A 26,079-nucleotide genomic window follows, 5' to 3' on the forward strand; every position below is an offset into this window, starting at 1 on the left:
CGACGAGAGGACTGTCCCTTGACAGGGCCTGTACCGGTTCCGACCCCTGCCACCGCCCCCTATTGGGAGGGCGCGCAGCGGGGGGAACTCACCATTCAACATTGCCTGGCGTGCACACGGCACTACTTCTATCCGCGGCCATTCTGCCCGAACTGCAACTCAGACAACGTGGAGTGGACACCCGTCAGTGGCCGAGGCCGACTGTTGTCCTACGTGATCAACTATCGACCGACACCTCCCTTCGACCCCGCTACCCCCATCGTCGTCGCACTGGTCGAACTCGAAGAGGGCCCGCACCTGATGAGCAACGTGGTCGGGGTGGAGGCCGACCCCGAGTACCTCGTGCTCGACCAACAACTCGAAGTCACTTTCATCGAACGAGGGGACATGAAACTCCCCGTGTTCACGCCGGTACAGGAGTCTGCCCGATGACATCGATGCACAACGGAGACATCGCGATCGTCGGCGCGGCCGAGACCACGGAAATCGGCGTCCTGCCCGACACATCTGTCCTGGATTTACATGCCAACGCTGCCCGCAACGCAATGGCCGACGCCGGCCTCACACCCGCGGACATCGACGGCGTCGCTACCACCGGACTGCTTTCCCTCGATGTCTCTCACCACCTGGGTATAACCCCTCGCTGGCTGGACGGAACGGGAGTCGGTGGATGCAGTTTCATGCTGCACGTGCGTCACGCCGCGGCCGCCATTGCTTCGGGTGCCGCCGACGTTGTACTCGTGACCCACGGGGAGTCCGGTAGGTCCCAAGTCGGCGCCCCACCGTATCCGCGGAGTTTGAACTCCATGAGCGGTCAGTTCGAGACTGTTTACGGCGCAACCATGCCGTATACGACCTTTACACTTCCGGCACTGCGCTTCCTGCACGAGCGTGGAATGACCATCGAACACATGGCTGAATTGGTTGTTTCGCAGCGCAACTGGGCGCTCGACAATCCTCGGGCTTTCCGTCGTAAGCCGACGACGGTAGACGAAGTGCTGGCCGGTCCTCGCGTGGCGTATCCGTTTACCCGGGACATGTGTTGTGTTCTGACCGACGGCGGTGGCGCAGTGATTCTGACCAGTGCCGAACGAGCGGCAGACATGCCGGGATCCGACCGCCACATATACCTACTCGGGTCCGGTGAGTCCGCAGAAGCCCCGATGGTTTCGCAAATGCAGGACCCTGCATCCTTCAGAGCATTCCGTCTCGCCGGCGCCGAAGCGTTCGCCACCGCTGGAATCACCCACGACGACGTCGACCATCTGATGGCGTACGACGCATTCGCCCACGTCCCGCTCTACATGCTCGAGGATCTCGGTTTTGTCGGTTTCGGCGAATCGGGAGACTTTGTCGCCGAGGGGCATACGTCCAAGGGCGGCCGACTTCCGATGAACACCAACGGTGGCGGCATGTCGTACACCCATTCCGGCATGTACGGGATGTTCGCCATACAGGAGGCGGTACGCCAACTACGCGGTGAGGCGTGCGAGCAGGTTCCCGGAGTCGAAATCAGTTTTGTCCAGGGCGTCGGGTTCTACTTCGGTGCCGCAGGCAGTTTGGTGCTCTCGAATCAGCGTTCATAAGCAGGAATCTTCCTCTCGCCGAACGTAATACCCAACGAAGAGTAGATCCTCGACCGAACAGCCCATCCCTGGGGGAGCAACAGAAAGGTACCTGCATGACGACCTCACTTCCATCCACCGAGCACCCGCTGACAGCACCGCACATCGACCTCACCAGCGTCGAGTTCTGGAGTAAACCATTTGTCGAGCGGGACAAGACATTCGCGTGGCTGCGCGAGAATGCGCCGTTGAGTTGGCACAAGCCCATGGACCGCCCCCATTTCAAGCCCGACCACGGCGAACCCGGATTCTGGGCCATCGTGAAAAGTGCGGACATCTCGTTCGTCAGCCAGAACCACGAGCTCTTCAGCTCCGATCCGCACAAGTGGCGGGGGGTGGGGTTCGCGCCGAACGATCCAGAACTGTACGGCGCCCCGAACTTCGTGATGATGGATCCGCCCGATCACACCAGGTATCGCCAAATCATCAGCTCTGGTTTCACACCGAAGGCCGTCAGGCGTCTGCGGGACAAGATCGAAGAACGCGCCGAGCAGATCGTCGGCCGGGTAGTCGGCGCAGGCGAATTCGACTTCGTCTCCGAAGTCGCCTCGAAGCTGCCGATGCTCACTATCGCCGACCTTGTCGGCGTCCCGGAGAGCCTGGTTCAGGACTTCGCAACGGCTGGGGACAATCTGGTCGGCGCCGCCGACCCCGAGGTGCTCCCCGAGGGGTTGACCCCGACAGAGTTCACGATGCAGCAGATCGCGATCTTGTCGGAGATCGGCAACGACTTGGTCAATTTCCGTCGCGAGAACCCGGCCGACGATATCGCTACAGCCATGGCCAACACCGAATTCGACGGCAAACCGCTCTCTGAGCTCGAAATCGGTTCGATGATGCTCCTTCTCAGTGTGGCCGGCAACGACACAACGAAACAGACGACCAGCCACACCGCCATGTCACTGGATCGGAATCCCGACCAGAAGCGATGGCTGACGGAGGACTTCGACGGACGTATCGCACAGTCGATCGAGGAGTTCATTCGCCACACCTCTCCCGTCCAGGAATTTGCACGTACGGCCACTGCGGACATCGAGCTGGGCGGAACCCAGATCATCAGAGGCGACAAGGTTGTCATGTTCTATTGCTCGGGAAACCGCGACGAGGACACCTTCGACGATCCTCACCGGTTCGACCTACAGCGCAGCCCCAACAACAACCATGTTGCCTTCGGCGGCGGTGGAATCCACTACTGTCTCGGCCATTTGGTCGCTAAGGCCCAACTGCGAGCACTGTACTCACAGATTCTGACCAAACTGCCGCACATGGAGGTCGGCGAGCCGGTGTACCTCTACAGCGAGTTCATCAACGGGATCAAGCGCCTCCCGGTCCGCGTGTAACAAACCCCAGTAAAGACAGTAGAGAACAGGAACGACGCTATGAAAATCATTGTCGATCGCGGCCGGTGCACAGGAATCGGAATCTGCGAATCCGTGTCCGAGGACTATTTCGAGGTAGCCGACGACGGATCGTTGATTCTGCACAAGGAGTTGGTCGATGACGACGACAAAAACCTTGTCCGGGAGGCTGTTCGATCGTGCCCCGCCAAAGCGCTGACCCTCGACGAGACCTGATCGTGAGCGCAACAGATATCGATCACGGTGCGGGACTCGTTGTCGTCGGGGCGTCTCTGGCCGGTCTGCGGGCCGCGGAATCTGCTCGTCAAGCGGGATATACGGGATCGATCACGTTGGTCGGCGACGAATTCCATCTTCCCTACGACCGGCCGCCCCTGAGTAAGCAATTCCTGAAGGACGGCGCTGAGGTCGACTTTCACACAACCACCGAGGAGCTCGCCGCCCTCGATGTGAAACTTCTACTCGGGGAGCCGGCGACACAACTCGATCCGACATCACACCGTGTGCGAGTCGGAGACAGCGATTGGATTCCCTACGAGAAGCTGATCATCGCGACAGGCGCGTCGCCACGCTCGTTGCCCAACACCCCGGATTTGGACGGCGTTTTCGCGCTCCGCACGATCGATGATGCACTCGCGCTCCGCGAAAGACTCTTCCCCGGAACAAAGCTCGTGATAGTTGGCGCTGGATTCATCGGGTCCGAGCTCGCGTCGTCCGCCCGAGACCGAGGCGCAGACGTGACGATCGTCGAAGCTGCTCCAATTCCACTCGTCCGCGCAGTCGGTGAGACCGTCGGCCAGGCACTCGCAAAGCTGCACGAACGCAATGGAATTCCGCTCTTGTGCGACGTCCAGGTCGAAGAGCTGATCGGCACCACCCATGTCGAGGCCGTCCGGCTCAGTACCGGCACTTCGCTGCCGGCCGAGCTCGTTGTCGTCGGTGTGGGAGCAGCTCCCGCAACCCGGTGGCTGGCAGATTCGGGCATCGAACTACATCCGGTGGACGGCGGGGTGATAGCAGACGAATTCCTTCGAACCTCACTCGAAGACGTCTATGCAGCAGGCGATGTGGTCCACTGGCCCAACCCCGCGTTCGATGGACTCTCGGTGCGGCTGGAGAACTGGACGAATGCCGCGGACCAGGCCCACCAGTCAGCTGTCAACGCTGTCACACCCGGCGATGCGAAGCCTTACGAGACCGTCCCCTACTTCTGGAGCGACTGGTACGACAGCCGGATCCAGTTCGTCGGGACCGCCGTCGCCGACGAGGTGGTTTTTGCTTCCGGCGATCCGGAGACCGACAAATTCGTGGCCCTGTACCGCTCGGGTAACCGTCTGGTCGGCTCCGCCACCTTGAATGAACAACGCAAGATCATGAAGTTGCGCCGCATCATCGCCAACAAGGGCACGTTTGCAGATGCGCTCGAGCTCCTCGACCCCACGGAGAAGAAATCATGACCACCAACGCAATTGCCGCCGTTCTGCGCGACGGCGACGGCAAGTTCGCACTCGAGGAGGTGACGCTCGGACCGCTGGCATCGGACGAACTTCTCGTGAAGGTAGTCGGTGCGGGGATGTGCCACACCGACCTTCATATACTGAATCCCGATTTGGTTGCGAAGATGGGGCCGATCATTCTCGGCCACGAAGGTTCGGGCATCGTCGAGGAAGTCGGTAGCTCGGTCAGAGGTATCGAGGTTGGCGACCATGTACTGATCAGCTTCGATTCCTGTGGCCGCTGCCGTAACTGCCGAGCCGGAATACCGTCCTACTGCGACGAGTTCTTTGCTCGCAATACGACAGGCCGCCGCGCGGACCTCAGCACGAGCGCAATCGATCGGATGGGCCTCCCGCTGGCGAACCGATGGTTCGGGCAGTCCTCCTTCGCCACGCACGCCATCACAACCGAGCGCAATCTGGTCGTGGTGGACAAAACGCTCCCACTCGAGCTTCTCGGCCCTCTTGGCTGCGGCCTGCAGACCGGAGCCGGTTCAGTTCTCAACGAGATGAAACTGGCTGCCGGACAGAGTATTGCAGTGTTCGGAGCGGGGGGTGTCGGCCTTGCTGCCGTAATGGCCGCCAAGGCAGCAGGCGCCCGCGAGATCGTCGTCATCGACCTGGTCGATACCAGGCTCGAAACAGCGTTGGAAGTCGGCGCCACTCGTACCGTTCGCGGCGACACACCTGACCTCGTCGAAGCGATCAAGAACGGCGGACGCGGTTTCGACTTCTCCTTCGAGACAACCGCTGTGGCCTCGGTCATCACGACGGCCGTCAGCATCCTCGACATCCCGGGCAAAGCCGTGTTGGTGGGCGGGAGCCAGGCGAAATTCGAAATAGACCCGACGTTGCTGACGGGCCGGACCGTGACGTTCGCCCTGGAAGGTAGTTCGATCCCACAGGTTTTCCTTCCCCAGCTCCTGGATCTGTGGCAGCGCGGTTGGTTCCCCTTCGACAAGCTCGTCCAGACCTACCCGCTCGAGCAGATCAACCAGGCCGTGGAGGATTCGCTCTCCGGCAAGACCATCAAGCCGGTGCTGACGCCGGCACAACACTGACCACGAAATGGGATCGAGAATGACCTCAACGGATTCGCTAGCTTTGTCGGCGGCAGCAACGTCGAATGGACGCGATCTTCTCACCACCGGCACCTTCGGCGTGATCAACCCCGCAACAGGCGAGGTATTCGCACAGGCTCCGTCCGTCACACCGGACCAGCTCGACGACGTTTTCGACGCGGCTCAGAACGCATACCTGTCGTGGCGGATCGACGACGAATATCGTCGTGACGCTTTGCGCCGAGCAGCAGACGTCATCGAGAGTCGGACTGCCGAACTCGCCCCGATCTTGACCTTCGAACAGGGCAAGCCGCTGGCCGACTCGACGCTGGAATTCAATCTGGCGGCGACGTGGCTGCGCTATTACGCCGACCTCGATGTTCCCCGCCAGATTATCCGAGACGATGCACAAGGCTTCGAGGAAGTCGTCCGCCGACCGCTGGGCGTTGTCAGTGCCATCACCCCGTGGAACGTACCGATCGCGCTCGCGATGTGGAAAATTGCTCCGGCACTGCGGGCGGGCAACACCATCGTCGTCAAGCCCTCGCCGTACACTCCGCTAGCCACGCTTGCACTCGCTAATATTCTTCGCGGCACCTTCCCGGACGGGGTGCTCAACGTGGTTACCGGGCCAGACCCCCTTGGCGAAGCGATGGTTTCACACCCCATTCCACGAAAAGTCAGTTTCACCGGGTCAACCTCGGTCGGGAGGAAGGTCGCGCTCGGGGCTGCCGACGACCTCAAGCGTGTCACTCTGGAACTCGGCGGAAACGATCCGGCCATCATTCTCGGGGACGTGGATGTGGATGCGATCGCCCCCAGCCTCTTCCGCAGCGCCTTCGCCAACAACGGACAGATCTGCCTCGCCGTCAAGCGCGTGTACGCGCACGAAAGTATCCAGCCCCGACTGGTCGAGGCGCTCAGTGAAATTGCGAGATCCGTCAAGGTCGACGAGGGCACGGTCGACGGAGCAGTACTCGGGCCCATCAACAACAAACCGCAGTACGAGCGGGTCAAGGATTTGGTCGCGGACGCCGTGAGCAATGGCGCCCGGGCCACCGCCGGCGGTAAACCAATCGACAGGGACGGCTACTTTCATCAGCCGACCATCCTCGACCAGGTGCACGACGGAATGCGGATCGTCGACGAAGAGCAATTCGGCCCCGCGCTTCCCATCATCTCGTTCCGCGACGAAGCCGACGCCATCGTCCGCGCCAACCGAAGTGAGTACGGGCTCACTGCATCCGTATGGTCGGGGGACGCCGACCACGCCGCGCAGCTCGCACCGCAAATCGAGGCCGGACAGGTGTCGATCAACATGCATGGTGGAGGCGTCCGCCCCCACCTCCCTTTCGGCGGTCACAAGCACAGCGGCGTCGGAGTGGAAAATGGTCCGTGGGGCCTGCACGGTTTCACCGAACTACAGGTAATCGCGGGTCCCTCGCGTCAGTAACGGCCTGCCCTTCCGATCGTCAGCGACGATCCCTCGACAGCGGGATACAGCGAGGCGGCCAGCCGACCCAGTCCCCGAAATCTCTTCAGAAAGAGGACACTCATGTCTACCGTGGTCAACAGCGAACGCGAGGATCACCAACAACCATCTCATCCCTCGACGCTCGGTGCCTGGCTTCTGGGCCAGCACGATCCGACCCGGCCCGCGATCGTAATAGACGGCAAGACAAAAACTTTCGGCGAGCTCATCAGCAAGGTCAACCAGCTCAGCAACAAGTTCGCCAGTCTGGGTTTACGTAAAGGCGACGTTGCCGCGGGCTTGTTGTCGAATGGGGCGGAGTACTACGAAATTGCTCTGGCCTGCATGCAGAGTGGTCTGTACTTCGTTCCGATCAACACCCACCTCGCCGCACCTGAAGTCGAGTACATCGTTCGCGATTCCGAGGCGTCCGTTCTCGTCGTGCACGCAGAACTCGCAGACAAGGTCGTCGGTCGCGTGGAGGACGCCGTACCGCACCGCGTGGTTATCGGCAGCGCCCCGGCCAACTGGTGCAGCTACGAGTCCTTCACCGACGTCTCGGACGACACTCCCGCCACACGGTCGCTCGGTTCGCTCATGATGTACACGTCCGGCACGACGGGACGACCGAAGGGTGTACGTCGCCCGCTCTCGGATGCAACGCCCGAGAGTTCGCTCGAATCGGGCGTTCAGCATCTGTCGAAGTTGGGAATCCCGCCGGGGACCCCCGGACGGCATTTGGTGTGCTCTCCCGTGTATCACGCTGCGCCAGGCGGTAATTCACTGTTCCTGTTGCACGCCGGGCATACGCTGCACATCTTGCCGGGCTTCAATGCCGAAGCTGTGCTTCGAACAATCGGCGAAAGCGCCATCACGTCCACGCATATGGTTCCCACCCACTTTCAACGGCTTCTCGATCTGCCGGCCGATCTTCGAGACAGCGCCGACGTCTCGAGTTTGCAGGCCATCCTCCATGCCGGCGCTCCGTGTCCCCCGGCTACCAAGTACGCCATGATCGATTGGGTCGGACCGATTCTGTGGGAATATCTCGGCTCCACGGAGGGGCAAGTGTGCGCATGCTCCTCGGCAGAGTGGCTCGAACACCCTGGAACTGTCGGACGGCCGAATCCGGACGCAGTCGTACTTCGAACCCTGGACGGAGAACAAGCGACTCCAGGCGAAGAGGGCACCATCTATTTCAAGTCCAGCCCGTTCGAGTACCTGGGTGACCCGGAGAAATCCGCTGCCGCACGTTGGGGTGAATTCGCCACGTCGGGAGACGTCGGACGCATCGACGACGACGGCTACCTGTACGTCCTGGACCGCCGCGCAGACTTGATTCTCTCTGGCGGTGTGAACATCTACCCGGCCGAAGTCGAGGGTGCACTGCTCGGACATCCCGGCGTCGCAGATGTCGGTGTCATCGGGGTGTCCGATCTGGAGTGGGGCCAGAAAGTGGTGGCAGTCGTCCAGTTGGCGCCAGGATTCAGCGACGACGACGGCCTTCGCGTTGCGCTGGACCAGCACGTACGTGAGCAGATCGCCGGGTTCAAACGACCGCGCGAATACATCTTCGTAGATGAGTTTCCGCGATCGGCCGCCGGCAAAGTGTCTCGCAAGAAACTGAGAGAACTCGCTGACGATCAGTAGTACGTGAATTCTTACTGGTAATCGCATCGATCACGCAGGACACGTCGGTCGCCCATCAGAAACAGGTCCCAGGAGAACGACAACGATCCAATCGTGGAGCGAGTGGGTTGTGTCGATGAACGGGTTTTACACCGCGACTGGGGCGACTACTCCCCTGTAAGACTCAGTTGTGGCCCCCGACCTCCGCCGAGGCCGGGGGCCACTTTCGTCCGAATGGCAGATTTCTGCTCAATTGTTTCTTGATCCAGTCCAGGTCCAGGCACAAAAAAGCTCCCCACCTGCGTGAACAGGTGGGGAGCTTTGGCGGTGGCGGAGGGATTTGAACCCTCGGACGGGGGTTACCCGTCACACGCTTTCGAGGCGTGCTCCTTAGGCCGCTCGGACACGCCACCGTTGGTGACTTTACCGGATGGAGTGCCCGTGGCTGAAATCGCCAGGTGGAGCGGTATTACGTGAGCTTGTCCTTGATGCTGGACGCGGCGTCCTTGACCTTCTCGCCTGCATCCTTGACGGCCGATTTCACCTGGTCGCCTTTGCCTTCGTTTTCGAGGTCCCGGTCACCGGTAGCGCTGCCAGCAGCTTCCTTGGCCTTGCCCCCGAGGTCTTCGGCCTTGTTCTGAGCCTTGTCTGCGATTCCCATGAGTACTCCTCTGTGAACGCGAACGAATCGCCTTCCGACGATCCGCCGATGCCCTGACGGCATCTGCCTCCACCATGCCCTCGATTGCCGGATCCGGCTACCCGAGTGTGCGATCACTCTCGCTGGGGAATACCGATTTCAGGCTCGCTGCTCGCGGAAGAAATCTTCCAAAAGCCCAGCGCATTCGTCCTCCAGGACCCCGCCGCGCACCTGCGGCCGATAGGTCAATCTTTTATCTCGAACTACGTCCCATAATGATCCGACGGCTCCGGTTTTCGGCTCCCACGCCCCGAAAACGACCCGCGAAACCCGGGCGAGGACCAGAGCGCCCGCACACATCGTGCATGGCTCGAGGGTCACGGCCAGCGTCGCGCCTTCCAGACGCCAGCCGTCGCCGTAGATTTTCGCGGCAGCACGCAACGCGAGGATTTCGGCGTGCGCGGTCGGATCGGACGACGCTTCCCGAGCGTTCGCGGCACGAGCCACTTCGACGCCGTCCGCGTCGAACAGCACGGCACCGACCGGAACGTCCGCGTCGGAGGCGGAGCGTGCGGCCACGATGGCCGCACGGATCATGCGCTGATCGTCAGCGAGAGTCATCTAGCGCGGGAGCTTGTCGAGCGCTGCGCCGAACTCGGACGCGAACCCGAGTCGCTGCGCGATCATCCCCAACTGCTCGTCGGGATAGAGATCGGTCTCGGCCGCGATGACAGCGAGCACGGGTTCCGGCAGGCCCAGATCGGCCAGCACGGACAGATCGCCCTCTTCCCAGGGCTCGACATCGTCGAGGTCGTCCGGGTCGATGTCGGGGATCTCGATGTGCAAGGCGTCGAGGACGTCTGCGGCGATGTCGTAGTCGATGGCGGCGGTGGCGTCGGAAATCAGCAACTGCGTGCCCGACGGCGCCGGACGAAGCACGATGAAGAACTCGTCGTCGACGTCGAGAAGGCCGAACACGGCACCCGAACTTCGCAGCTCACGCAGCTGCGTTTCGGCGGCCGAGAGCGAGGTCAACGCGTCGGGCGTCAGTGCCTTGACCGTCCAACGCCCCTCTTCACGGACCACCGCGACACCGAAGCCTTCAAGCTCCTCCGACTGGTTCGAAGAGGCGCTCTTGTTACCCGCGCGCTGTGCACCCATGGCGCAACGGTAGTCCGCCTGGTGCCAGTGAGTGAAGTCCGAGCATCGATGTGCCAACCTGAACTCGTGTCTGCGATCGATTCCGCCCCACCAGTCTGCGTTCTCGGCCTCGGATTGATCGGCGGTTCGCTCCTTCGAGCGGCCGTCCGATCCGGCCGTCAGGCGTGGGGGTACAACCGCTCCAGCGAGTCCGCCGACGCGGCCCGAGCCGACGGTTTCGACGCCGACACCGACCTGGTTGCCACATTGCGCAGGGCGAACGAGAGCGGTGCCGTCATCGTGATCGCCGTGCCCATGCCGGCCGTCGACGCCACGTTGGAGGCCATCGCCGCGCACGCGCCGAACAACCCGATCACCGATGTCGTCAGCGTCAAGGGCGAGGTGAAGGCCGCCGTCGAACGGGCTGGTCTGAGCGCCAAGTTCGTGGGCGGTCATCCGATGACCGGGACGTCTGCTTCGGGTTGGGCGGTCGGGGATGCCGATCTGTTCGTCGACGCGGTGTGGGTAGTGGCCACCGACGACGGCGTCGACGCGCAGGTGTGGTCGCAGGTCGCCGACCTCGCGCTCGATTGCGGCTCGGTGGTCGTGCCGGCCGAATCTCTCGAGCACGATCGAGCAGTCGCACGTATCTCGCACCTGCCTCACCTGCTGGCGGAAACACTCGCGATCACGGGAGCTGCCGGTGGCGAACTGGCACTCGGGCTGGCTGCCGGATCATTTCGCGACGGCACTCGCGTAGCCGGAAGCGCACCCGGCCTGGTGCGGGCGATGTGCGAGGGCAACCGCGACGCCCTGCTGATCGCGCTGGACGAAGCGCTCGACCTTTTGCAGGGTGCACGTACCGATCTGCTGGACAACGGCTCGACGGCCCAATTGGTGGACGCGGGGTTCGCTGCGCGTAGCGCGTACGAGTCGCACGAGCGTTGGGACATCGAGGACGTCCAGGTCGGAGAACCCGACTGGCCCCAGCGGATGCGGGACGCCGGTCGACGCGGCGGCGTCATCCGCCGATCCGAAACCTAGATGCGGGTGGCCAGTCCGGGGTAGTCGAGGACAAAGCCCTCGGTGTCGACGGACAGCGTCGAACTGGAGACCGGGGACAACACACTGATTCCGTCGGTACCGCTGCTGTACGTGATGGTTGCGCCCTCGACGCGCAGGTCCAGAAGGTTGACGTAGACGACCGGAACTTCGACGTCTTCGATGTCGTTCTGCAACCCGACGCGGCGGATGGGCAGCGTGTTGAAGAACGGGCTGAGGATCACGTCGACGTCGAGTGCGCCATCGAACGCCGAGCGCTGATGACTCGCGCCGTTCTCGACCATCCAGGTGCCTTCTTCGTCCCGGCTGATCGACATCTGACGCTCACCGGCAGCCAGGGCAGTCCGCACGGACAACCGGCGGGTGATGCCGGCCTCGTCGGTGACCAGGTCGTATGACGCGCTGAATGCCGGGTGCTCGCTGCAGGCTCCACCGATGATCCGGCCCGAAGCCTTGATGCGATTTCCGTTCAGCTGCACACGAACAGACTCCATTCGAGGAGCGTTGTGGGCCTGCCAGGTCAATACCGCGGGCCAGGACGCGTCACCGGAAGGTTGGATGCTCACCCGACCACGGTAATGGACGGACGGGCGTGGAGCACCGCTGGTTCGGGTTATTGCTCGGATCAGGGACCTTTTCGGGACTCGATCGGCTTCCGTGGAGTCCGGTGTTAGCCGTTTCACAACGGTTCTCCCGCCAGGAGCACGCCGCGGACCGAATAGTTGGCAAACGGTGTCGGAGTTCTCGAGTACCGTGCTTCTAGGTCGGTTCGTGAGGAAGGGTGCTGTGACGTCGTCGCGGAGCATGGTGGGTTTGTTTGCCGGTATCGGTGGGCTCGAGTTGGGGCTATCGGAACACGGGTGGAACACCGAACTGCTGTGTGAAATCGATCCGGGCGCCCAGGCAGTTCTCCGTTCGCGATTCGCCGACGTGCCGCTGCACGGTGACGTCACCAAACTGCGCGCGCTGCCCAGTGACATCGAATTGGTGGCCGCCGGTTTCCCCTGCCAGGACCTCTCTCAAGCCGGCAAGACGGCAGGCATCACCGGCGCGCGCTCAGGCCTCGTGGACGAGGTGTTCCGTCTGGTCAAGCGCAAGAAGGGCCCGCGCTGGCTCTTGATCGAGAACGTTCCGTTCATGCTGCAACTCGGCAAGGGCGCTGCCATGCGGCACATCACCGACGCCCTCGAAGACCTCGGATACACCTGGGCATACCGGGTGGTCGACGCCCGTGCCTTCGGACTCCCCCAGCGTCGCCAGCGCGTCATCATGCTCGCCTCGCGCACGGACGATCCTCGCGAAATCCTGTTCGGCCAGGACGCCGGCGAGCGCTTGGGCGGCGATCCCGCGGACTACCCCTGCGGCTTCTACTGGACCGAAGGCACCCGTGGTCTCGGATGGGCCGTCAACGCCGTGCCGACGCTCAAGGGCGGATCGTCCGTCGGCATCCCCAGCCAACCGGCGGTCCGGTTGCCGTCCGGTGAGATCGTCACTCCCGGTCTCGTCGACGCCGAGCGCCTGCAGGGTTTCGATCCGGACTGGACGCTGCCGTCCGTCGAGGTTCCCGGCCTTCGCCACAGCCACCGGTGGAAGCTCGTCGGCAATGCCGTGAGCGTGCGGATGGCGTCGTGGGTCGGTGGCCGGTTGAACGATCCCATCGCATACGACGCCGCCGGCGAGACTCCGCTCGAACCAGGCGACGCATGGCCGAGCGCGGCTTGGGGTCGTAACCGCCAGGCCTTCCGCGTCCATACTTCGACCTGGCCGGTCCAGTACGACTACGAGGATCTGAGCGGTTTCCTCGAAGACACGCGGTTGCTGTCGGCGCGGGCCACGGCCGGCTTCCTCAAGCGTGCACGCATGGGCAATCTTCGGTTCATCCCCGGTTTCATCGAGGACGTCGAAAGCCACCTCGAGCGGATGGGCGGCTACCCCGAGGCCGCAGCATGACGGAATCGCTGTTCCCCGAACCTGAAACACTGTTTTCCGAGCCGGAACACGAACCGCTTTGGAGCGCACTGCAACTCGCGGGCGACAAGCCCCCGGCCGACGCCGATCGCGGCGAGAAGAAGAACTACGCCCAGCGACTGTCCAATCAACTGGCACAGACGGTGGCCGACGCTCTGCGTCCGCTGTATCCCAACATCACCCCGACAGCGTCCGGCGAAGGCCAGGAGGCGACCGTCGATGTCGCCAAGGGCCGAAAGCGCCTGGACGTCAAGGCACTCGACCCCACTCTCGGCCTGATCCTCTGCGTCTCCATCAAGACGTACAACTTCCAGGACTACAGTCCCCGCAGCGGCAAGCTGGGACGCTGGACCAAGAACATCGTCCGCAACGACCACGAATTGCGTGGCGAGGCAATGGTTCTGCATCAGCGTCAGCCGTACAGCGTGTTGGTCGCCGTCATGTTCGAGCCGTATGCCACATGCGACGACGGCGACCCGACCAAGACCAGCGACACCGGCAAATCCTCTTTTGCACACCACGTCACGACGCTCTCGAAGCGTTCGGGTCGGGGCAAGCGCGCGGTGGTCGGCGTTCCAGGAAAAGCCTGGGTGGATCTCGGCGCCGAGGACACCCGCTACGACCTCTTCGAGAAGGTCTACATCGGTCTCTACGAACCCGATGGCGCAGTCCGGTTCTTCGACGTCGACGAACCGCCGCCGCGCAACGGACGCCCCACCGAGAGTCAGACGCTCTCGTTCACCGACTTCGTGACCGTCGTGCACGGTGAAGTAGAGCGTCGCAACAGGTTTGCGCCCACCTGGTCCGATCCCGAAGACAGCGACGATTCCGACGGCTGAGGGAACCACGGTGCCTGCGACGGATCCTGCCACCAGTGCTCGGATGAGCGCTCAGCGTCGGCGCGACACCAAACCCGAGATCGCACTTCGACGCGAGCTTCATCGGCGCGGACTCCGGTACTTCGTGGACCGAGCGCCTGTCAAAGGTGTTCGCCGACGTGCTGATCTGGTGTTTCCGCGCCGCAAAGTCGCGGTGTTCGTGGACGGATGCTTCTGGCACAGTTGCCCGCAGCACGCGACGTTTCCCAAGAACAACGCGCAGTGGTGGACGGACAAGTTGGCCGCCAACGTGGTTCGTGACCGCGACACCGATGCACGTCTGGCAGAGCAGGGTTGGACCGTCATCCGCATCTGGGAGCACGAAGATCCGCTGGTAGCAGCCGAACGCGTCCAGAAAGCCCTGCTCGGTCCGTAAGCTCGATTTCGTGAAGGAACGCAACGTTGCGCGGTGGGGTTTGGTGGCTGCGCTGGCTCTGGGCGGAATCGTCTACTCGTCGTGGATTCTCGAATTCTTCCTGGACACCGGCCTCGATCCGGTGACATCGTTCCTCAGCGAACTCGATGCCGAGAACCAGAAATACCGCGATGTCTTCGGCAATGCCGACGTACTGTCCGCGATCTTGATGTTGATCTCCGGAGCGCTGGGCCTGCTGATCACGCCCCGGCGGAGGCTCTACGTCACCGGCTGGATTGCGCTGGCGGTGTTCGGCATCGCGACCATCGCCGACGCCTCGTTCCCCCTCGAATGCTCGGGTGAGGGCTGCCCGTCGAGCGCACCCGACGGTCTGCTTCCGCAACTCCACCATGTTCACGCGTTGACGAGCAGCGTTGCGGTCTTCGCGATCTTCACCGCGATGATCGCATTCACCGTGGGAGCGTTCAGGTATCGCGAGCATCGATCGCTGCGGACGACCGGCCTGACCATTTTGATCCTGACTTCCCTTGCGACGGTGTGGATGTTGACGACCAACAGCATCGAAGTCTCCGGCGGCGGTAATCTCGGACTGGGTATCGCGCAACGTGCGCAGGTGCTGGGAATGTCGTTGTGGTTGTGCACCCTGGCATTTGCGATGTCGAAGCCGTTGTCCACGTGGGGTACAGCGTCACCACGCTGACAAGGTTTTCCGGCAAGCGATTCGGGCGATCCTGGAAGTACAACTGAAAATGGCTGCCCCGAACTAGCGAAGGTGTGCCCATGTCTCTCGCGTCGTCGTTCTTCGCCCACCCACACCAGGCGTTCACCGCTGGTTTCTATCGAAACGAATCCTTCGACTTCGAGCTTCGAGTCGTCCTCGGACAAGCCACCTACGGCGCGGCAGACACCGGCGAAGTGCTCTCGGCCATCGCACATGTCGGCGAGAAGGACCTCGAGGGCTGGTACGAGGCCTGGTTCGACCTCGGCACACGGGTATTCGGGCAGGCCGAACAGTCCGCCGAGGCCGGACATTCGCGAAGCGCGTCCAACGCGTACCTGCGGGCGGCGTCGTACTTCGGTGTGGCGATCAACGCCGTCGACGGTCTCAGTGACGACTCCGTGCTGGTCCCCACCTTCAAACGTCACCGACAGGCGTGGGACCGCTTCGTCGACACCACCGCCCAACCCGTCGAACGCGTCCGAATCCCTTACGAGGACACCTACCTGCCCGGGTACTTCTTCCGACCACCCGGCGACGTGCGACGGCCGACGTTGATCATGGTGAACGGTAGCGACGGCCCGATCAGCGGGCTGTGGGGCAGCGGCGGTGCCGGGGCACTCGAGCGGGGCTACAACGTGTTGATGTTCGACGGTCCCGGCCAGCAGTCGATGCTCTTCGAGCGCAACATCTCGTTCCGTCACGACTGGGAAGCCGTCATCACGCCTGTCGTCGACTATCTCGTGGACCGGCCGGACGTCGATGCGTTGAAGCTGGCGATGTACGGGATCAGCCAGGGCGGTTACTGGGTGCCGCAGTCTTTGGCATTCGAGCATCGGATCGCGGCGGCGATCGCCGATCCGGGAGTTGTGGATGTGGCCGCGTCGTGGCTCGCCCATATCCCCAAGAACATGCAGAAGCTACTCGACGAGGAGAAGTCGGAGGCGTTCGATCGCGACATGGCGATTGGGCTTGGCATGAAGTTCTCGAAGGACACCGCCCGGATCTGGCGTTTCCGTGCGCGTCCGTACCTCGCCGGTGGCTACTACGACACTCTCACCGCCGTTCGGAAGTATCACCTCGAACACGTCGCCGGTTCGATCTCCACTCCCCTGCTCATCACCGATCCGGAAGGCGAGCAGTTCTGGCCTGGACAATCCAAGCGGCTTGCCGCCCTCTCCGGCGGACCGACGACGGTGGTTCCGTTCACCGCGGCCGAGGGTGCGAACTTCCACTGTCAGCCCATGGCGAGGCGTCTGACGGATCAGCGGATGTTCGACTGGCTCGACGAGCAGTTGGATCTCTGATTCAGGTCCGCGAACCAATGATCGACTGAAGCGTGTTTTGCCATGCGTTCGTTGGCATTCGGCAGTGGTCAGGTATCGATCTGTGGAAGCTTGTGAGTGTGCCTACCTATCACGACTATGGATGGATTCAGCAGTATTTCAACACGAGCCTGTCTCTCGGATACTGCGCCGCACTCATCCCTGACTCCACCCCCACACAGGTGTTGAGCGCCCTCGGCGCCGACGAGAACACACAATCCGAGGCGATCGGGATTGCCGAACTCGGAGAGGTGATGTCGGATCTCACTGAACAGCCCGAGACAGCCTGGGCTGGGCCGGTAGTTGCCCTCGCAGCGGTGAGTGACGACAGCACACTGTTGATGCAGATCGACGGCGGTTCCTTCGCCGTCACCGAAGAATCGATGCGGCCACTTCTATCCGATCGCGAGGTGGCTTCGCACTATCTCGGCGTCAATGCCGACAGTCAGTTCATCTGGTGGTCGAACGGGACACGTGTGGCTGAATTCGAACTCTTCGGATCCAGCCCGGTGGTCGGGGACGATCAGATAGTGGATCTGATTCTTGATGTCGGCGGAATCGGAATCGACGATGACGCCCAAGGCTATCCAGGCGAGCATGCACTGGAGGGTGCCTTTGCTCTCGCCGAGCAGATCACCGGCGTCGCAGTCCCCGCCTCGCTGTTCGAGACAGGTCACTTTACGGTGGTCGTTGTCCCCACGAGAAGGCAGTCGCCCCCGGCAGATGTGCCACCCGAGCCTTCTCCACAGAAATCGCCCGCCGAGTGGAGCGAGGTAGCTCGCCGCTACAAAGCAGCGGAACGGATACCGCTACACGGGATGATGTTCCGCGGGCGCCCCTCGGGCGGTGTTCCCTCCGCGCGTCTCGAATTCTGGTTCAAACCCCGCACCTGCATCCGTCTCGCAGACGAGCAGGGAGTGCTGTTTCTGCAGAACCGGCAAAAGCAGACGTGGTTCCGCACCGACGGTGTACTCGACCGACGAAGCACCGGATACAGTCTCGACATCTATATCGAACAACTCTTCCAGATACACAGGACCTGGCCGTACACACCTTTTGCCGACCTACTCCCACCCGACACGACAGGGCAGGAAGTAGAGGTCGACGGGCGCCCTGCCTGGGAATTCGAGATGCCACCGGATTGGGCCGGCCGTGACTCCACGGTTGCCTTCGACGCGGAAACCGGGGTTCCCTTGCGGTGGGAAAACAGGACGGGAACCCACGAGATATCGGCGTTGGAGACCGGTATCGACGTGGACGATCTCTTTTTCTCTGGCCCGTGACAATCGAAGCAAGCAAGGCGGATCAGCGGATGTTCGACTGGCTCGACGAGCAGTTGGATCTCTGAATCAGGCCACTTTCTCTTTTTTCGTCAACAGCGTGGCAATCATCGGCAGCAGCAGAACCGTGATCGCACCCGCCGCGACAAGAATCGACGCGTTGTCCGAAGACATCTGATGCGCGTCGACGGCAGCGCCCGTGACCGCCACGATCATCGGTAGGCCGGTCGCGCCGTACAACGCGACCTGCGCACTTTCGCGCGTGGTGAAGGGCGGCTCGACCTTCTCGAACTTGGTCACGAAGAACACCGGCACGCCGCGGACGACAACGATCAGGATCAGAAACGCGATCAGTATGCCGGGACTGGCGGCGACCGCCGAGACGTCGATCGCCATCCCCGACGTGATGAAGAAGATCGGGATGAGGAACCCGAAGGCGATCCCGTCGAGCTTGATCTCGAGGCGCTCGTCGCCCTCTGGCATCAGTCGCCGCAGGATGAAGCCGGCGGCAAACGCACCGAGAATGACGTCGAGTGAGAACACGGCCGACAACACTCCGAGGCTGACCAACAACAGAACGGTGAGGCGGACCGTCGTCTGCGCCGTGGTGTCCGCCCCTGCCCGCACCAGTCGATGTGTCCACGAGCCTTCGTGAATCAGCTTGCCGGGCAGCACCGCCACGATGACAGCGATCAAGGCGAAGACGGCAAGGACGATCAGCGACAGGACGGCACCACGGGCGCTCAGCAGCACCGCCATCGCGACGACCGGCCCGAGTTCGCCGACGGCCCCGTGGTTGAGGACGGTCTTGCCCAAGCGTGTGTCGAGGAGTTTGTTGTCCTTGAGGATCGGCAGCAGCGTGCCCAGAGCGGTCGACGTCATCGCGATGGCAACAGCGGCTTCGGCGGAAATCACGTTCCTCATGCCCAGCAGCGCGACCACCGTGAACGCCAGCGCGAGGCAGAACAGCCACGTGTAGAGCGCACGACGGCCACCCCGGCCACTGAGTTCCTGTCGGTCGATCTCGTAACCGGCGAGGAGGAACAGCATGCCGAGGCCGAGTTCGCGCAAGATTCCGATCGCTTCGCTGTCAGCTGCGATGTTGAGGGCGAACGGCCCGACCACTGCGCCCGCGACAAGCAGCAACACCACTTCGGGAACGAGCCGACGTGGGATCAAGCCCGCGACTATCGGCGCGACCGCCGCGATCAGCGCAATCCAGAACAGCGATGAGGCAATTGAAGGCACGGATCATTATCGGACATAGGTGACAAATCCGCGTTCAGTACAGGTACTTGCGGTACGCCTCCTGCCGAGCCGGTTCGAGATCCTCGACCTGGAGGGTGTGCTGCTCGGCCATCATGTCGCGCAGACTCGGCACGTCCTCGGGAGTAGGCCACGTCGCCGGATCCCAGAGCTTTGCCCGCAGAATCGCTCGCGCGCAATGGAGATACGCCTCGTCGATCTTCACGATCACCGCAAGCTGCGCCGGCTTGCCGTTCATCGCCATCGACTCCAACAGATCAGCATCTGTCGAGAGGGTCGCCGTGCCGTTGACGCGCACGATCTCGTCGTGGCCGGGCGCGAGAAAGAGGATCCCCACGTGGGGATTCTCGATCATGTTCCGGTACGAGTCAGCGCGCCGGTTGCCCGGACGATCCGGAAGCACCAGCGTCTTCTCGTCGGGAAACAGAACCTGACTGACCAAGTCTCCACGCGGCGAGCAATCGCAATTTCCGGCCGCATCGGACGTCGCGAGCGCAAAAAACCGTGCCTGCTCGATGAATTCACGGATCAACGGAGTCGTGTAGGCGGTGTGCTTCTCCATGATCGTCGGATGGGGCTGTCCGAGAATCGCATTGAGTTGTTCCACGGATTCGATCCGCCCGCTCGGGACACTCGACGCCGTCACGTCAACACGTCGTCGAGGACGTGGTGGCGCCCCAGCGGCAACACCAACGGCTTACCCGAGATGGGGTCGGGGATGATTCGACTGTCGAGACCGAACACGGTGCGGACGTTGTCGCTGGTGAGCACCTCGGCAGGATCACCCGCAGCATAGACCCGGCGTTCTGCCATGGCGACGAGGTGATCGGCGTAGCGGGCAGCGAGGTTGAGATCGTGCAGAACCATGACAATCGTTGTACCCCGGGTCCGGTTCAGGTCGGTAAGCAGGTCCAAGACCTCCACCTGGTGGCTCACGTCCAAGAAGGTGGTCGGTTCGTCGAGTAAAAGCAGATCGGTTTGCTGGGCGAGCGCCATCGCAATCCACACACGTTGGCGCTGACCACCGGAAAGCTCGTCCACCGATCGTTCGGCCAATCCAGTTGTGTCCGTTGCCGCAAGCGCTTCGGCGACAGCTGCGTCATCCTCGCGACTCCACCTCGACAGCACCCGCTGGTGTGGATGACGACCTCGCCCGACGAGATCGGCGACGCCTATCCCTTCCGGTGCGATCGGTGACTGCGGCAGCAGACCCAGCGTGCGAGCGAGCTTCTTCGCAGGCAGGCGATGAACATCCTTGCCGTCCAACAGAACATGACCGCTTCGGGGACTGAGTAGCCGCGACATCGACCGCAGCAGCGTCGACTTGCCGCACGCGTTGGCGCCCACGATGGTCGTGATCTTTCCCGGCGGCACAGCGAGGTCGAGCGATTCGACTACGGTCCGCCCTCCGTAACCGAGTTCGAGGTTTTCGACAGTCAGAGTATGGGATTCGGTCACAGCGAACCTCCCGTTCGGTTGGAGCGAATGATGAGGTAGACGAGATACGGCGCTCCCAGCGCACCGGTCACCACACCAACGGGGTAGCGGGTGCCGAAGGCGTATTGCCCGCAGAAATCGGCAACGAGCACCAGCAGCGCTCCGACCAGCGCCGACGGGATCAAGAGTGATGCTCCGGGACCCACGACGCGGGCGGCGATGGGGCCGGAGAGAAATGCGACGAAGGCGATGGGACCCGCAGCGGCAGTGGCAAAGGCGATGAGTCCGACGGCCGCAACGATCGCCAGAATGCGCGTGCGTTCCACTCTCACGCCGAGTGCTTGCGCTGCGTCGTCACCGAGCTGGATGGTCGAAAGATTGCGCGATTGACTCAGCAGCACCGGTCCGAGGACGATCAACGCCAGGAGCACGGGAACCGTCGAACCCCAGTTGGCGCCGTTGAGACTGCCGGTGAGCCAACGCATCGTCTCCTGCAGATCCCACGCGGCGGCAGTACTGAGCAGGTAGGCGGTGACGCTGTCGAGCATCGCGGCGATGCCGATACCGATCAGAATCAGCCGAGTGCCTGCTACACCGTCCCGGAAGGAGAGAACGTAGATCAACACTGCGACGCCCAGACCGACCGCGATGGCGAAGATCGAGACCTGCGAGCCGCCGAGTGAAAGCGAGATGATCGCGAAAGCTGCTGCAGCGCTTGCCCCGGAGCTGATTCCGATGATGTCGGGGCTCGCGAGCGGGTTACGCAACATCGTCTGGAACGTGATGCCGCCCAAGCCGAAACAGATTCCGGCGACCACAGCGAGGACAGCGCGAGGCAGACGGAGGCGACCGACGGTGAACGAGGCGCCGGGTACGTTCTCCCCCAACACGACACGAAGCACTGCAGACGGCGGGTAGAAGGTTTTTCCCACCATCAGAGTGACCGCGAACGAGACGATAACGAGGACCGCCAGCACGGCAATCACGATGCGGCGTCGTCTACCTCGCCGGATACGGCTTGCTCCGACTGCGTCGACCTCGACTTCGGGAGTAACGAATGTGGTGGTCACAGCTCACGTATTTTCTGACGGCGGACGATGTAGATGAAAAAGGGCGCTCCGATGAGCGCGGTGATGATGCCGACGTCGATTTCGCTCGGCCGGGCGACAATTCGTCCGAGAATGTCGGCGGCGACGAGAAGGCCGGCCCCTGTCAGCGCAGAAAACGTTAGTAGCCAACGGTTGTCGATGCCGATCAACAATCGGCACAGATGCGGGACAACCAAACCGACGAAGCCGATCGGTCCCGCAATCGCAGTGGCTGCACCGCAGAGCAGCACTGCACCGAGCGCTGACACTGCCCGGACCACCGCGACGCGTTCGCCGAGGCCTGATGCGACCTCGTCGCCGAGCGCAAGGGAGTTGAGACTGCGCGCTGACAGCAGACAGATCACGAAGCCGACAATGAGGAAAGGCAGACCCTGCCGGATCACCTCGAAGCTCGCACCACCGACGCCGCCGATCTGCCACGAACGAATGTTGCCGGCAATATCGTTTCGCGGCAGCATGATCGCAGTGATGAACGAAGCAAACGCAGCCGATGTTGCGGCCCCGGCGAGAGCCAACTTGAGTGGCGTGGCTCCACCTCGCCCGAGTGAGCCGACTACGTAGACGAACAATGCCGCGGCGGCTGCGCCGAGTATCGCCACCCAGATCATGCTGGTCTGAGTCCACAGCCCGAACCACGCCATTCCGATCACCACCGCGAGTGAAGCGCCCATGTTGACGCCCAGGATTCCGGTATCTGCCAACGGGTTTCGGGTTATCCCCTGCATCACTGCGCCGGCTAGCCCGAGCGCAGCTCCCACGATTATCGCGAGCACCGTCCGAGGAATGCGCTTCGCGATCGCACCCTGGCCGATGTTGTCGGTGGAACCGCCCAGCGCGGCGACGATGTCGGACCAGTCGACTTCACGCGAGCCGACGACGATAGATGTACACATGAGCACCGTGAGGACAACGAGAAGAGCGATCAGCCACAACGAATTGCCGAACGTCGGGCGTCGCGTATCGCGAGCGCCCGACGTCGAATCCTGCGAGGTTACAGTCACTCCGACTTTCCAGCAGCCCCGGCGAGCAGATCGACGTAGTCGCCGAGTACCCACGAAATTGCGAGTGGAGTCGGGTTGGCCGCCGTTCCCATCGGCCCGGTTCCATTGAGGAACACGATCGAGTTGTTGGCGACGGCAGGCATCTGCGAGAGCAGCGGGTCAGCCTTGAGTGCGTCGACAAGCGCCTGGTCACCGTAGGTGACGATCAGTTCGACGTCGTCGAAGACGTCCACACGCTCGGCACTGACCTTCTTCGAGAACTCACCACCCGTCGAGGCGTCGGCAACGCTCTTCGGCGTCGAGAGTCCGAGGTCTTCGAAGAACGCGGCGCGTGTGTCGTTCGCGGTGTAGAAGCTGACCTGACTCAGATCAGCGGTGTCGACGTGCGTCAGGAACATGGTTGCCTTGCCGGCAAGCTGCGGATGCGAGGCAACCTCGTCGGCGATCTCCTTTTCGATGGTGGAGATCAGTTCCTGCCCTTCGGTTTCCATGCCGAGGCCCATGCTGTTGAACTTGATGACGTCACGCCACGAGGTTGCCCACGGGCCCTCCGGATATGCCACGACCGGGGCGATCTCACTGAGAGTGTCGTAATCCTCCTGCGTCAGACCGGAATACGCGGCAAGAATGACGTTAGGGTTCGTATCGGAGACGGCTTCGAAGTCGATGCCGTCGGTCTCGTCGAAGAGCACCGGCGGCGTCGCGCCGAGTTCGTCGAGCTTTTCCTCGACCCACGGCAGCATGCCGTTGCCGTTGTCGTCGCCGAACGTCGCCGCCGCCATTCCAACGGGAACCACGCCGAGAGCAAGGGGCACTTCATGATTGGCCCAGGCGACGGTGGCGACTCGCTCCGGCTTCGCGTCGATCGTCGTCGTTCCGAAAGCGTGCTCGATCGTGACCGGGAAGGAACTGGATCCGCTTCCGGTGCTGCCGCCGTCGGCGGTGTCCGAGGAGTCGGAACTGCAGGCTGTCATACCGAGTGCAACTGCGACCGCTGCTGCGGCCACCGCCAAGAAGCGTTTTGAACGCATGAAAACAGAACTCTCTCGAGTAGGGGTACGGCCCTCAACCCGGCTCGAAAAGACACTTAGGTGAGGTTTGCCTAAACCGTATACGGGAGAGCATTGTGGCGCAATCGCGTGTTTGGGACACCCTGTGTAGCGATCGAGTCAGGCTGAGATGGCCATCAGCTGGCCCGGAACATCCCTGGTGTAGCCCCTGTGGTGCGTCGAAAAGCAGCCCCGAACGCACTGGTCGAGTGGTATCCCACCCGCTCGGCAACCTCTTGCAGATCCAAGCCGTGCGCAAGAAGGGTCACGGCCCGTTGGGCCCGCACCGCCGAGACCCACTGTCCGAAACTCATCCCGGTCTCCGACCGAAATACCCGGGTGATGGTTCGCGGGCTGACGCCGAGCAGCCTTGCCCAGTCGGACAGCGTGCGCATGTCACTCGGATCGTCACCGATCGCGTCGACGATGGGTTTCAGAAGCGCCGAGTCCGGCACCAGAACCAGCAACTCGTTCGGCGACGGTGCCAGCACGTCGATCACCATCTGCTCCGTGAGCGAGCGGGAAGAGGTTCCGAGTGAATCGTCTGCCAGTCGCTCGAGGAGATTCCGCAGCAGCGGAGTGACCTCGATCGCCACCGGCACGTCGGACAGAGAAGGAACTGACGCGATGTCGAGCTGAGCGGCCCGATACCAGGTGCCGGCGGGTGCGATCGCCGAGTGCAGGACACCGGCAGGCATCCACAGACCGACCGTCGGTGTGATCGTCCAGGTTCGTGACCCCACCGTGGCGCTCGACGCTCCCCGCTCGTTCCACAACAACTCGTGGGTCGGGTGCGAGTGCGCCTCCCACCGGGTCTCGCGGGAAACGAGCTCGTCCATGTCCGCGATGACAAAGGGCACCTCGACCGCCCCGGCCGAGTAGACCGGGAGCGTCCGACTGTCGACGGTCTCCAACGGGTTCTCCTCGGTTCGCGCGGCTGCTCCGGAGCAAGCATAGGTCGCTGGGATCGGTTGTCGGTTCCTACGATCGCGAGGATCACCGCCCGAAATTCGCCGAGGTGACGTCACACACATTCAGAAACTACGAATGTGCCACAACAAAAGAAGGCCACAGACCGGGAGTCTGTGACCTTCTTTCTTGTGCGCCCGAAGGGATTCGAACCCCTAACCTCTTGATCCGTAGTCAAGTGCTCTATCCGTTGAGCTACGGGCGCATGTTCTGTTGTCCAGCAGGTCTTGCGTGTCCTGCCGTCGTAATTTCTATCATTTCTAACCCGCCGGTCAAAATCACCGGCTTGGCGGAGGCGAGAGGATTTGAACCTCCGGTCCCTCGTAAAAGGGACAACTCATTAGCAGTGAGTCCCATTCGGCCGCTCTGGCACGCCTCCCTGGGGGTTCCGATCCTTTCGGACCGCCGGATCGAAAGATTACACACCCTTCGCCACCAAAGGCAAAACGTGTGGTCAGCGCCTTGTTTTGCCGACTTACCGCAGGTGACTGTCGAACCAGTCGAAGATCCGGGTCTGAGCTTCGATGATCGAGGCCGAATCCGGGTCGTCGAGGTCGGCGTCCTCGGACAGCTGTGGCGGCTCGTCGGCCCGGTGAGCCAGTCCGGCGTAACTGACTACCAGCGTCGCGACGTCGGCCTTCGCGGTCGCTTCCCGGAGCAGAGTCACGTGTTCGCGAGGCGTGCTGGGATCGTCCTCGCCGTACAGCGCCAACCACGGTGCCTGCAAGGAAGTGGCCGCGTCGACGAGCGCCTGAGCATCCACCGACAGCGCTTCGACGATTCCCCGGGCGGCGACACTCACCGCGGCGCCGACGGGACGGCTGGTGGCCACGAGCATCGCAGCGGTTCCGGCGTCGTCGAATCCGAGCACCCCGATGGTGTCTGCGAGAACTTCACGGCCGACGAGCCAATCGAGGGTCGCGTCGAAGTCGGCGAAGAGGTTGTCACCGAACACCTCGCCCTGCATGTGTTCGGGTTCGCGATGGAACAGGTGAGGTGCGACGCTCACCCACCCTTCGCCGGCCAGTGAGCACATCAGATTGAGCAGAGCCGGGCTGAACTGCCGGGCTTCGTGCAAGACGACGATTCCGCCTCGCGTCGGGCCGTCCGGCTCCACCACCGTCAGTGGAACAGCCGTGGCGACCTCCCCTTCGGCTCCGCGCAGATACGCCGTGGCCCGGAAGATTTCCGACATCTTCTAACTCTGACACGCAGACGGCC

General features: G+C 62.6%; 27 protein-coding genes, 3 tRNA genes and 1 pseudogene. 16 read left to right on the top strand and 15 right to left on the bottom strand.

Annotation, left to right across the window (positions count from 1 at the left end; genetic code table 11):
• Positions 1-18 precede the first annotated feature (18 nt).
• From ABWI03_RS22860 to ABWI03_RS22900, 9 genes and pseudogenes are all read left to right on the top strand, one after another.
• Positions 19-162 (top strand): annotated as a pseudogene (locus tag ABWI03_RS22860) (Zn-ribbon domain-containing OB-fold protein); the annotation flags it as partial.
• A gap of 6 nt (positions 163-168) precedes the next feature.
• Entirely contained in the window at positions 169-432 is a 264-nt protein-coding gene (locus ABWI03_RS22865; RefSeq protein WP_296553459.1) for a Zn-ribbon domain-containing OB-fold protein, read from the top strand.
• On the top strand, positions 429-1,586 hold the full coding sequence (locus ABWI03_RS22870; RefSeq protein ID WP_298776516.1) for a thiolase C-terminal domain-containing protein: 1,158 nt from the start codon (positions 429-431) through the stop codon (positions 1,584-1,586). Before ABWI03_RS22865 ends, ABWI03_RS22870 begins: the two co-directional genes overlap by 4 nt.
• A gap of 95 nt (positions 1,587-1,681) precedes the next feature.
• Positions 1,682-2,965: a cytochrome P450 gene (locus ABWI03_RS22875; protein ID WP_298776518.1), complete on the top strand. Its 1,284-nt coding sequence runs from the start codon at positions 1,682-1,684 to the stop codon at positions 2,963-2,965.
• 39 nt (positions 2,966-3,004) lie between these two features.
• Positions 3,005-3,199: a ferredoxin gene (locus ABWI03_RS22880; protein ID WP_095969547.1), complete on the top strand. Its 195-nt coding sequence runs from the start codon at positions 3,005-3,007 to the stop codon at positions 3,197-3,199.
• A 2-nt stretch (positions 3,200-3,201) separates the two neighbouring features.
• Positions 3,202-4,440: an NAD(P)/FAD-dependent oxidoreductase gene (locus tag ABWI03_RS22885; protein ID WP_296553278.1), complete on the top strand. Its 1,239-nt coding sequence runs from the start codon at positions 3,202-3,204 to the stop codon at positions 4,438-4,440.
• Positions 4,437-5,540 carry an NAD(P)-dependent alcohol dehydrogenase gene (locus ABWI03_RS22890; protein ID WP_298776522.1) on the top strand — a complete coding sequence of 368 codons (1,104 nt, stop codon included), beginning with the start codon at positions 4,437-4,439 and terminating at the stop codon, positions 5,538-5,540. The genes ABWI03_RS22885 and ABWI03_RS22890 overlap by 4 nt, the downstream gene beginning before the upstream one ends.
• Positions 5,541-5,559: 19 nt before the next feature.
• Complete coding sequence (locus tag ABWI03_RS22895) at positions 5,560-6,993, top strand: aldehyde dehydrogenase family protein (RefSeq protein ID WP_298776525.1); 1,434 nt, start codon at positions 5,560-5,562, stop codon at positions 6,991-6,993.
• Positions 6,994-7,095: 102 nt separating this feature from the next.
• Positions 7,096-8,661: an AMP-binding protein gene (locus ABWI03_RS22900; protein ID WP_298776527.1), complete on the top strand. Its 1,566-nt coding sequence runs from the start codon at positions 7,096-7,098 to the stop codon at positions 8,659-8,661.
• Positions 8,662-8,962: 301 nt separating this feature from the next.
• Here the strand turns inward: ABWI03_RS22900 and ABWI03_RS22905 are convergent.
• The 4 genes from ABWI03_RS22905 to ABWI03_RS22920 all read right to left on the bottom strand — a co-directional run bounded on the left by ABWI03_RS22905 (position 8,963) and on the right by ABWI03_RS22920 (position 10,441).
• A tRNA-Ser gene (locus ABWI03_RS22905) sits at positions 8,963-9,053 on the bottom strand.
• A gap of 56 nt (positions 9,054-9,109) precedes the next feature.
• Complete coding sequence (locus ABWI03_RS22910; RefSeq protein ID WP_003943869.1) at positions 9,110-9,301, bottom strand: CsbD family protein; 192 nt, start codon at positions 9,299-9,301, stop codon at positions 9,110-9,112.
• A gap of 138 nt (positions 9,302-9,439) precedes the next feature.
• The gene (locus ABWI03_RS22915; protein WP_095969542.1) at positions 9,440-9,901 is read right to left on the bottom strand and encodes a nucleoside deaminase; all 462 of its coding nucleotides are present in this window, start codon (positions 9,899-9,901) and stop codon (positions 9,440-9,442) included.
• A complete protein-coding gene (locus tag ABWI03_RS22920) occupies positions 9,902-10,441 on the bottom strand; it encodes a tRNA adenosine deaminase-associated protein (RefSeq protein ID WP_003943823.1) in 540 nt (179 codons plus the stop codon).
• 48 nt (positions 10,442-10,489) lie between these two features.
• Between ABWI03_RS22920 and ABWI03_RS22925 the strand changes: the two genes are divergently transcribed.
• Complete coding sequence (locus ABWI03_RS22925; RefSeq protein WP_296553457.1) at positions 10,490-11,464, top strand: prephenate dehydrogenase; 975 nt, start codon at positions 10,490-10,492, stop codon at positions 11,462-11,464.
• Here the strand turns inward: ABWI03_RS22925 and ABWI03_RS22930 are convergent.
• Positions 11,461-12,048 (bottom strand): putative glycolipid-binding domain-containing protein, encoded by a 588-nt coding sequence (locus ABWI03_RS22930; protein WP_095969540.1) that lies wholly within the window; start codon positions 12,046-12,048, stop codon positions 11,461-11,463. The genes ABWI03_RS22925 and ABWI03_RS22930 overlap by 4 nt on opposite strands.
• Before the next feature lie 238 nt (positions 12,049-12,286).
• Between ABWI03_RS22930 and ABWI03_RS22935 the strand changes: the two genes are divergently transcribed.
• From ABWI03_RS22935 to ABWI03_RS22960, 6 genes are all read left to right on the top strand, one after another.
• On the top strand, positions 12,287-13,432 hold the full coding sequence (locus ABWI03_RS22935; RefSeq protein WP_153211133.1) for a DNA cytosine methyltransferase: 1,146 nt from the start codon (positions 12,287-12,289) through the stop codon (positions 13,430-13,432).
• Complete coding sequence (locus ABWI03_RS22940) at positions 13,429-14,289, top strand: hypothetical protein (protein WP_095969539.1); 861 nt, start codon at positions 13,429-13,431, stop codon at positions 14,287-14,289. Before ABWI03_RS22935 ends, ABWI03_RS22940 begins: the two co-directional genes overlap by 4 nt.
• Positions 14,290-14,299: 10 nt before the next feature.
• Positions 14,300-14,704 (top strand): very short patch repair endonuclease, encoded by a 405-nt coding sequence (locus ABWI03_RS22945; protein WP_019746481.1) that lies wholly within the window; start codon positions 14,300-14,302, stop codon positions 14,702-14,704.
• A gap of 10 nt (positions 14,705-14,714) precedes the next feature.
• Positions 14,715-15,404 carry a DUF998 domain-containing protein gene (locus ABWI03_RS22950; protein ID WP_124566666.1) on the top strand — a complete coding sequence of 230 codons (690 nt, stop codon included), beginning with the start codon at positions 14,715-14,717 and terminating at the stop codon, positions 15,402-15,404.
• Positions 15,405-15,484: 80 nt separating this feature from the next.
• A complete protein-coding gene (locus tag ABWI03_RS22955) occupies positions 15,485-16,729 on the top strand; it encodes an alpha/beta hydrolase family protein (RefSeq protein WP_298776535.1) in 1,245 nt (414 codons plus the stop codon).
• A 98-nt stretch (positions 16,730-16,827) separates the two neighbouring features.
• Complete coding sequence (locus ABWI03_RS22960; protein WP_298776537.1) at positions 16,828-18,030, top strand: DUF6461 domain-containing protein; 1,203 nt, start codon at positions 16,828-16,830, stop codon at positions 18,028-18,030.
• Positions 18,031-18,096: 66 nt separating this feature from the next.
• Here the strand turns inward: ABWI03_RS22960 and ABWI03_RS22965 are convergent, their stop codons facing one another.
• The 10 genes from ABWI03_RS22965 to ABWI03_RS23010 form a co-directional block, all read right to left on the bottom strand.
• Entirely contained in the window at positions 18,097-19,275 is a 1,179-nt protein-coding gene (locus tag ABWI03_RS22965; RefSeq protein WP_298776540.1) for a cation:proton antiporter, read from the bottom strand.
• Between the two features lie 34 nt (positions 19,276-19,309).
• Positions 19,310-19,939 carry a pyridoxamine 5'-phosphate oxidase family protein gene (locus tag ABWI03_RS22970; RefSeq protein ID WP_298776543.1) on the bottom strand — a complete coding sequence of 210 codons (630 nt, stop codon included), beginning with the start codon at positions 19,937-19,939 and terminating at the stop codon, positions 19,310-19,312.
• Positions 19,936-20,751, bottom strand: a complete 816-nt coding sequence (locus tag ABWI03_RS22975) for an ABC transporter ATP-binding protein (protein ID WP_298776545.1) — start codon at positions 20,749-20,751, stop codon at positions 19,936-19,938. The genes ABWI03_RS22970 and ABWI03_RS22975 overlap by 4 nt, the downstream gene beginning before the upstream one ends.
• A complete protein-coding gene (locus tag ABWI03_RS22980; protein ID WP_298776547.1) occupies positions 20,748-21,800 on the bottom strand; it encodes a FecCD family ABC transporter permease in 1,053 nt (350 codons plus the stop codon). The genes ABWI03_RS22975 and ABWI03_RS22980 overlap by 4 nt, the downstream gene beginning before the upstream one ends.
• Entirely contained in the window at positions 21,797-22,840 is a 1,044-nt protein-coding gene (locus ABWI03_RS22985; RefSeq protein WP_298776549.1) for a FecCD family ABC transporter permease, read from the bottom strand. Before ABWI03_RS22985 ends, ABWI03_RS22980 begins: the two co-directional genes overlap by 4 nt.
• On the bottom strand, positions 22,837-23,871 hold the full coding sequence (locus ABWI03_RS22990; protein WP_298776551.1) for an iron-siderophore ABC transporter substrate-binding protein: 1,035 nt from the start codon (positions 23,869-23,871) through the stop codon (positions 22,837-22,839). Before ABWI03_RS22990 ends, ABWI03_RS22985 begins: the two co-directional genes overlap by 4 nt.
• 155 nt (positions 23,872-24,026) lie before the next feature.
• Positions 24,027-24,803 carry a helix-turn-helix domain-containing protein gene (locus ABWI03_RS22995; RefSeq protein WP_298776553.1) on the bottom strand — a complete coding sequence of 259 codons (777 nt, stop codon included), beginning with the start codon at positions 24,801-24,803 and terminating at the stop codon, positions 24,027-24,029.
• Positions 24,804-24,990: 187 nt separating this feature from the next.
• A tRNA-Arg gene (locus ABWI03_RS23000) sits at positions 24,991-25,063 on the bottom strand.
• Positions 25,064-25,145: 82 nt separating this feature from the next.
• Positions 25,146-25,237, bottom strand: a tRNA-Ser gene (locus tag ABWI03_RS23005).
• A gap of 96 nt (positions 25,238-25,333) precedes the next feature.
• Positions 25,334-26,053: a dienelactone hydrolase family protein gene (locus ABWI03_RS23010; protein ID WP_073512862.1), complete on the bottom strand. Its 720-nt coding sequence runs from the start codon at positions 26,051-26,053 to the stop codon at positions 25,334-25,336.
• Positions 26,054-26,079 lie beyond the last annotated feature (26 nt).

Source organism: Rhodococcus baikonurensis (assembly GCF_040489275.1).
GTDB classification, from domain to species: Bacteria; Actinomycetota; Actinomycetes; order Mycobacteriales; family Mycobacteriaceae; genus Rhodococcus_F; species Rhodococcus_F baikonurensis.

Excerpts from the sequence above, each read along its gene's own strand:
- ABWI03_RS22870 (WP_298776516.1), top strand. The coding sequence starts at position 429 with ATGACATCGATGCACAACGGAGACATCGCGATCGTCGGCGCGGCCGAG.
- ABWI03_RS22875 (WP_298776518.1), top strand. The coding sequence starts at position 1,682 with ATGACGACCTCACTTCCATCCACCGAGCACCCGCTGACAGCACCGCAC.
- ABWI03_RS22880 (WP_095969547.1), top strand. The coding sequence starts at position 3,005 with ATGAAAATCATTGTCGATCGCGGCCGGTGCACAGGAATCGGAATCTGC.
- ABWI03_RS22890 (WP_298776522.1), top strand. The coding sequence starts at position 4,437 with ATGACCACCAACGCAATTGCCGCCGTTCTGCGCGACGGCGACGGCAAG.
- ABWI03_RS22895 (WP_298776525.1), top strand. The coding sequence starts at position 5,560 with ATGACCTCAACGGATTCGCTAGCTTTGTCGGCGGCAGCAACGTCGAAT.
- ABWI03_RS22900 (WP_298776527.1), top strand. The coding sequence starts at position 7,096 with ATGTCTACCGTGGTCAACAGCGAACGCGAGGATCACCAACAACCATCT.
- ABWI03_RS22910 (WP_003943869.1), bottom strand. The coding sequence starts at position 9,301 with ATGGGAATCGCAGACAAGGCTCAGAACAAGGCCGAAGACCTCGGGGGC.
- ABWI03_RS22915 (WP_095969542.1), bottom strand. The coding sequence starts at position 9,901 with ATGACTCTCGCTGACGATCAGCGCATGATCCGTGCGGCCATCGTGGCC.
- ABWI03_RS22920 (WP_003943823.1), bottom strand. The coding sequence starts at position 10,441 with ATGGGTGCACAGCGCGCGGGTAACAAGAGCGCCTCTTCGAACCAGTCG.
- ABWI03_RS22925 (WP_296553457.1), top strand. The coding sequence starts at position 10,490 with ATGTGCCAACCTGAACTCGTGTCTGCGATCGATTCCGCCCCACCAGTC.
- ABWI03_RS22935 (WP_153211133.1), top strand. The coding sequence starts at position 12,287 with ATGGTGGGTTTGTTTGCCGGTATCGGTGGGCTCGAGTTGGGGCTATCG.
- ABWI03_RS22940 (WP_095969539.1), top strand. The coding sequence starts at position 13,429 with ATGACGGAATCGCTGTTCCCCGAACCTGAAACACTGTTTTCCGAGCCG.
- ABWI03_RS22955 (WP_298776535.1), top strand. The coding sequence starts at position 15,485 with ATGTCTCTCGCGTCGTCGTTCTTCGCCCACCCACACCAGGCGTTCACC.
- ABWI03_RS22990 (WP_298776551.1), bottom strand. The coding sequence starts at position 23,871 with ATGCGTTCAAAACGCTTCTTGGCGGTGGCCGCAGCAGCGGTCGCAGTT.
- ABWI03_RS23010 (WP_073512862.1), bottom strand. The coding sequence starts at position 26,053 with ATGTCGGAAATCTTCCGGGCCACGGCGTATCTGCGCGGAGCCGAAGGG.